The 6,869-nt window shown below is 55.4% G+C and carries 4 protein-coding genes; all 4 read right to left on the bottom strand.

The features are described 5' to 3' along the window. Positions 1–1,212: IS1634 family transposase (locus HQL76_10375; GenBank protein MBF0109569.1), on the bottom strand; the 1,212-nt coding region annotated here is incomplete at its 3' end. A gap of 96 nt (positions 1,213–1,308) precedes the next feature. Further along, positions 1,309–1,605 (bottom strand): hypothetical protein, encoded by a 297-nt coding sequence (locus HQL76_10370; GenBank protein ID MBF0109568.1) that lies wholly within the window; start codon positions 1,603–1,605, stop codon positions 1,309–1,311. Between the two features lie 315 nt (positions 1,606–1,920). Next, positions 1,921–5,835 (bottom strand): ATP-dependent RNA helicase HrpA, encoded by a 3,915-nt coding sequence (gene hrpA, locus HQL76_10365; GenBank protein ID MBF0109567.1) that lies wholly within the window; start codon positions 5,833–5,835, stop codon positions 1,921–1,923. Then, positions 5,832–6,716: a class I SAM-dependent methyltransferase gene (locus tag HQL76_10360; GenBank protein ID MBF0109566.1), complete on the bottom strand. Its 885-nt coding sequence runs from the start codon at positions 6,714–6,716 to the stop codon at positions 5,832–5,834. Before HQL76_10360 ends, hrpA begins: the two co-directional genes overlap by 4 nt. Positions 6,717–6,869 lie beyond the last annotated feature (153 nt).

Raw genomic sequence — 6,869 nt, 5'->3', positions numbered from 1 at the left:
GGCGGCAAATTTTTCGAACACTGCCCGAGGGGTCAATCCAGGAGCCAAGGCGCGTAGTCGTTGCTTAAGCGTAACCTGGAGGCAGTAGGCAACAAAGGCCACAAAAATATGGGCTTCGATGCGATTATCCAACTGGTGATAAATGGGACGAATCGCCAGATCTCCTTTCAATTCCTTGAACACCTGTTCAATTTCAGTAAGTTGTATGTAGTGGTTCCAGAGAAGAGATGGGTCCTTGTCACGGAGATTGGTTCGCAGCAGATAACTGCCTTCCCGGCGGCGTGTTTTGCGCAACCGCTCACGATCCAAACGAAACGTAAACGTCTCTGGCGTAACCTTTTCATTTTTTTCTGGAAGTTTAATATCAACTAAGCTATATGCGCGACCTGCTTCTTTTTTGGCGGCACCAAGTTTGAGGAGAAGATCATCTCTCGACAATTTCTGAAGTTGCAGTTCACCAAGACGCCTCCAAAGCTTTTTTAGACGGCGACGGCGCATGCCTCGCTCCTTGTCCACTCGGCCATCACTTCGCGCCAAAATGTAAAGTTCTTGATCACACTCAAGAAGTTTGACCTTGACCAACTCGCGTGCTTGTTCCCATGGTTTGGCAAGGAAAGATTTCTCCAGTTTATTCAATCGTCCCCTGGGAGTACCTACCAGGTAGTAAATGGGGAATTGGGCCGTGCGCATTTTTTTGAGCGTTTCTTCTGTAGGAATCCCACGATCCATCACCCATGTGCGGTTGGCCCGACCGTATTGCTTCTCGATTTTTTCAAGAAAGGTGTCCAGAGTGGTCTTGTCCGAGGTATTTCCTGGCATGACTTCATAGGCGATGGGAAATCCGTCGGTGGTGACGATAAGGGCGATGACAACTTGCACGCAGTCTGATCGTTTGTCCCGGCTGTAGCCAAACCGTTTTTTACCTTCCTCCGTGGGAATGGCCTCAAAGTAGGTGCTGGTCAGATCGTAGAGCAACACATCAAAGGTGGCATCAAACAGGGTGTGCCATCGTTGGGTGAGAAATGAAAAGAAAGTATTCTTGTGTTCCAACAGGTTGTCCAAGCAACGATACAGCTTATCTTTTTGAACCAATCCGAAATCCTCGCCCAGTAAATCCCCAAGGGCACTTTGTTCAAACCATTGTCGATGCAATCGCCATTCGCTGCCAGGGTCAAGCAATCGATAGAAAACCAATGTCTTGAACACATTCAACCACTGGGTTCCCTTGCGACTGGGTTTCAATTTATCGGACCAGAACGAATCGAGATCCAACTGATCCCATAACTGACAGGCCAACCAACATCCGCCCTATTGCCTGGGGCGGCGGATCTGAAGCCCGCTGAGGCGAATTTGAACAACTTCGCAATCTGGCACTGGTATAGCCCGATATTCCGGGAAAAGCACCATTTGTTCAGGTCGGGCTTTGCCTTCCTGAAAAACCTCAATGGTCTTGCACCATGCAGCTTGTTGCGTGTCGTTGATTTCACCGAGATACAAAACCTGCCGCTGAACATGCCGATTTCCTTGGATGCGCCGATTTTCCACGATGCTCCAGTAGCGGTGAATCTTGCCGTCCTTGCGGCGAATTTTTGATCGAAGAAACATGCCCCCGATTTTTCCGGAAAACCTTATCCGGGTCAAACAGGTAGGTCGGCACCACAAAACAATTGAAGACTTTTTGGAAGGATGAACCGTTGATACGCTTTGCTTTTTTTGTCCGGTTACCCAGAAATCTTTCTATGTCGGGAGTCGAATCGCGAAAGACGGGCTAATTGGTGGAAATACCGTCCGGGATCAGGAAGTCTGAAATTGCATCCTCTTTTTCCTTTCGATTTGTACGCAACATGGATTGACGCAGGCGTGGCGGTCGCGTGTGTGTTGGACAGTGACATGGCGTTTGGAGGGGCGTTGAATGGTTGGTCATGAAGCGACCCGTCGCCACTGTTCTTCCAGCCTTTTGGGAGAAACCGGTAACGCCGTCCCCAGTTCCTGGGCAAATTGAGAAACCCGGAACTCCTCCACCATCCAGCGAAAACGCATGAGTTCCGGGTCGTCGTCCAAACGTCCGCCACGCGACAGTGCCAAACGCAACGATTCCTGAAACGGTCGGACCGCCGCCGCCTTTTCGGCATCCTTGGTCGGGGACAACATCCGTCGCTCCAATCGCTTGTGCATCGCCTTGAGGTAACGCGGATACTCCCGGAGCCAGGAAAACGGCGTTTCCCAGAGAAATCCCGGATAAATCAACCCCTCCAGTTGCCCGCGCAATTCAGCGATGATGGCAGCCGTTGCCGGAAGACTTTTTTCCGTTTTCATCAGCAGTTGCAGCATTCGGTAGTGGTTGTGGATCTCCTCCATCAGTGTACGGATGGTTTCCGCCTCCTGAAAGATCCGTTTCTGTCCTGTCTGCAATCGTTCCTGGAAGGGTTCCCGGTCGCGCGGGAATTCGGAATCCCCCTGAAGAAAGACCCGGTCCAGGATCCGATCGATCACTTCATCGACCAGCGCCCCCTGTTTTCCGAGCGGCAGAGGTACCAGGACCGCTCCCGGAGAGAATTTGAGGGTGGAACGCAATTGCCGGACCTGCTGGGGCAGATGCAGGGCAAAAAGACGGATGAGACCACGGCGAAGAGTGATCCGTGCGCGTTCGGGGTCCTCCATGATGCGCAGACTGACGCTGTTTCCCTGATCGACCAGGGTGGGAAATCCGATGATGGTTCCCGCTGGGGTTGAAATGGAGACGCTTTCGGGAAGCGCCCCGAAGGTCCAGCGGGTCAGTCCTTCCTGTTCGATTCCCGGTTTGGCCAGTGCCGAGAATTCCTTTTTCGCCTGGGGACCAAGGAGGGTCCGCAACGATTCCAGATCGCGTCCCTGCTGCACTACCTTGCCGTCGCCATCCCCAAGCACCATGAAGTTCATCCGTAAATGATCGGGAAGGACCAGGGTGCGCCAGAGGATGGGCGCGATGTCGATGCCCCGATGCTCCTTGAGAACCCGTGAAAGAGCATTGGCCAAGGGTTGACCCGTCAGCTCCATAAGATGAGGCAGGCACATCTGGACCGTTTCCGGAACCGGAACCAGTTGTTTGCGTATGTTTTTCGGCAGTGCCTTGAACATGGCGGCCAGTTTTCCCGGCAACATTCCGGGAACGAGCCATTCGAAAGGATGCGTGGGACATTGATGGAGGGCGGCAAGGGGAATGCGAACGCTCAATCCATCCTCTCCCGAACCGGGGTTGAAATGATACTCCAGGGAAAAGTCCTGTCCGTTGATCGAAAGATGACCGGGAAACTGCTCCTGGAGACCCGGCTGGTCGGGATGACGCAACAACTCCTGGCGCGTGAAATGAAGCAAACGCGGATCGTTTTTTTGCGCGTGGACATACCAGTTGTCAAAATGCCGGGCGCTGTAGGTGGTCGCGGGGATGTGCCGGTCGTAAAGGGCGAACAGTTCCCCTTCCTCGATCAAAAGATCGCGGCGCCGCGCCTTGTGTTCTTCCTGGCGTATTTCATGGATCAATGCCCGATTGTGGGCCAGAAAGGTGGCCTTGGTTTGCAGGCGGTGCCCGACCAGGGCCTCCTGAATGAAAATTCGGCGGGACAGGACAGGATCGATCGGACCAAAATGAATCTTGCGATTCATCACCAGCGGCAGCCCGCCAAAAGAGACCTTTTCCAGGGCGATGACCTTTCCTTGCCGGTTGTCCCATTGGGCCTCGTAATAATCCCTTTTGCACGCCGATTTCGCCACTTCCTCGATCCATTCCGGCTCGATCCGGGCGCAGGTCCTGGCGTAGAGACGCGACGTCGCCACCAGTTCGGCAGCGACGATCCAGGGGGGAGACTTGCGAAACAGCCCCGAGCCGGGATGGATATGAAAGGTGACCTCGCGGCAGCCGGAAAATTCATTCTTCATTTTTTTCATGCCCACCATGGAGACATGACCACTCAGAATCGCCTTGTGGATCGCAGCATGCCGTGATTGGCCAAGGGTGCCCCCGATCAGTCCCATTTCCCGGGTAATTTTTCTCAACTGGGCATAGACTTCCCACCATTCACGAACCCGGCCCGGGGCGATGAACTCCTTTTTCAGGGTGTTGTTCATCCGTGAACGGGAAGCACTGGTGTGGCGTACTTGTTCAAGGTACCGCCACAGATTCAGAAACGTCAGAAAATCCGAGTCCTTGTCGATGAATCGCTGGTGGAGTTCTTCCGCCTGGGGAAGTTTTTTCATTGGCCATTCCCGGGGATCGGGAATGGCCAATGCCGCCGCGATCACGAGGATCTCTTCAAGACAGTCGAAGGAGGGGGCGGACAGGATCATCCGTCCCAGGCGCGGATCGATGGGAAGGCGGGCCAACTGTTTGCCGATCGTGGTCAATTGTCCATGGCGGTCCACGGCGCCCAGTTCGCCGAGAAGACGCCACCCCTCCCGGATCGCCGCGGGGGACGGGGGATCCATGAAAGGAAATTCCTCGATGTTTCCCAATCCCTGGGCCTTCATCCCCAGAATGGTCGCCGCCAGCGAGGTGCGCAAAATCTCCGGATCGGTAAAAGGGGGGCGCGCGAGAAAATCGTCCTCAGAATAAAGGCGGATGCAGATTCCAGGACCGGTACGACCACAACGCCCTTTTCGCTGTTCGGCGGAGGCCCGCGAAATCTTTTCCAGAGACAGGCGCTGAATTCCGCCGCGATGATCCTGCCGTTTGATCTTGGCCTTTCCGGGGTCGATGACGTGGCGAATTCCCGGAACGGTGATCGAGGTTTCGGCAACGTTGGTCGCCAGGATGATCCGCGGCAGGATTCCGGGAGAAAAAATGCGATCCTGGTCCCGGGCAGCAAGACGTGCATGAACAGGGATGATTTCATGGCCGCCTGCCAAATGTTGGCGCAGAAAAAGCGCCATCTCCTTGATTTCGCCCTCGCCCGGAAGAAACACCAGGATGTCTCCCGGTCCCTGGGACCGGTGCAATTGTCGAATGCTTTCGAGAACGGCCGTCGGCAGATCCCGTTCATTGTCCGGATCGTCATCCGCCGTCAGCGCCACATGGCGGACCTCCACCGGATGGGTGCGTCCCGGAATCGAAAGGACCGGGGCCTTGCCAAAATGCGCGGAAAATTTTTCATGGTCCAGGGTGGCGGAACTGACGATCACCTTCAGGTCGGGGTGCCGGGGGAGAATCTTTTTCAGATATCCGAGGAGAAAATCAATGTTGAGGCTTCGTTCGTGGGCTTCGTCGATGATGAGGGTGTCGTAATGGAGCAGCAGCGGATCGCTTTGCAATTCCGCCAGAAGCAGACCGTCGGTCATGATTTTGACCAGTGAGGTCTCCCGGACCTGATCGTCGAAGCGCATCTTGTAGCCAACCCATGTTCCGGGATCCGATCCCAGCTCCCTGGAAAGGTAGGTCGCGAGCGAACGGGCCGCGAGGCGTCGGGGTTGGGTCATGCCGATGAAGCCGCGGGCACCCCGTTTCAATTCCAGGCACAGTTTGGGAAGTTGCGTTGTTTTTCCGGAACCGGTCTCGCTACAGATTACGATAACTTGATTATCGTGAATCAGGCGCATGATTTTTTCACGATTTTCATTGATCGGCAGGGAAAGCGTGTATCGGGGAACGGGGATTTCCGCGAGCCGTTTGTGGTAGCGTGCGACACTTTGGTCAAGCTGTTCTTCCAGTCGGTCGAGCGCGGCAAACGGGAAGGAATCCGGGCGGCGTTGCCCTTCGATCTGGCGCCGGCGGCGTTGCAGACGGTGATGATCCACGACGAGGGTCGAGGTCAGTTTTTCCAGCAGCCGGTTCATGCGGAGGCGCCAGGATTGGGGATCGTTCACGAAACCTCCGAAAGGTAGACATCGTAGCGAATGGTCGTTCCCCGGATCGAAAAATCGGGTGTCCGGTCGCCAAGGGGTGGAGATTTCAGGGAACGTTTGACCACAACGCGGCGACGGGCATGGTCAAGGGCGGGTTGCAGAAGTTCTCGGGCATCGTTGTCCGGTCCCAGGATCAGGCGCAATCCCTGGATGTCTTTCTTGGCGCGGGGGGCATTCGCGGTGGTGGTGAACATGGGATCGAGATAGACGACATCGGCACGGACAGGGATTGGGGGCGAGGGGGCGGATATGTTGGATTCTGTTGCTGGGAGTGTCATCGAAGCCGGAGAACTGAAAGAAACCAGCAGCGACCGGGCGTTTCCTTCGTGCAACCGGATGTGTTCGCGGATGATGAAGGCGGTATCGGGATCGTTCATGCCCCGTTCCAGCCCGTCACGCAACAGGGCGGCGACCATCGGCGAGCGTTCGCACAGATGGACCGTGCATCCATGAACCGCCAGAAGGAAACCATCCCGTCCCAGACCCGCCGTGGCGTCCAGGATGGTGGCATCGGGGTGTTTTCGCAGACCGATGGCGCGGGCGAGCAGACTGTTTTTCCCTTCCTGGCGAATGATTTGTCGCGCCTTCCGGAGCGAAAATTCGGCGTGGATTCCGCCCTTGCGTCCGGTGCGTCCCAGATGAAGTTCCAGCCGGCCCTGATTCAGGGCAAATATGGGATGACGGTCGTCGGGAGTGTGACGGTCGATCCATGGCAGACCGAGTCGTTCGGCCCATTGAATCGCCCGTTGCCGGGAGGATTCATCCAGGATCCAGATTGCATTCGGTAACGGCAGGTTTGTAAAAGGCACGGCCAGATCGGAAAAAAAATTGGGAGGAGACATCAACAACTTCCACGAAACCATAGGTGGACGGAGGATTTTTCCTTGCTTTGGATGATGGCTCCTTTCAATAACAATCCGCAAGGGGGATCAAGAGGAGATTCGATACCATGGGAGCGCAAGCGTGAACGGAAAGCGTCGCATCGTCTTTCAAGG

It is taken from the genome of Magnetococcales bacterium, assembly GCA_015228815.1.
Classification (GTDB): Bacteria; Pseudomonadota; Magnetococcia; order Magnetococcales; family UBA8363; genus UBA8363.
Note: the sequence above shows the minus strand (reverse complement) of the source record. Positions and strands in the feature narration are given on the sequence as shown.

What these genes read in the sequence shown, in the direction of transcription:
- HQL76_10370 (MBF0109568.1), bottom strand. Translation starts at nt 1,605, where the DNA reads ATGTTTCTTCGATCAAAAATTCGCCGCAAGGACGGCAAGATTCACCGC.
- HQL76_10360 (MBF0109566.1), bottom strand. Translation starts at nt 6,716, where the DNA reads ATGTCTCCTCCCAATTTTTTTTCCGATCTGGCCGTGCCTTTTACAAAC.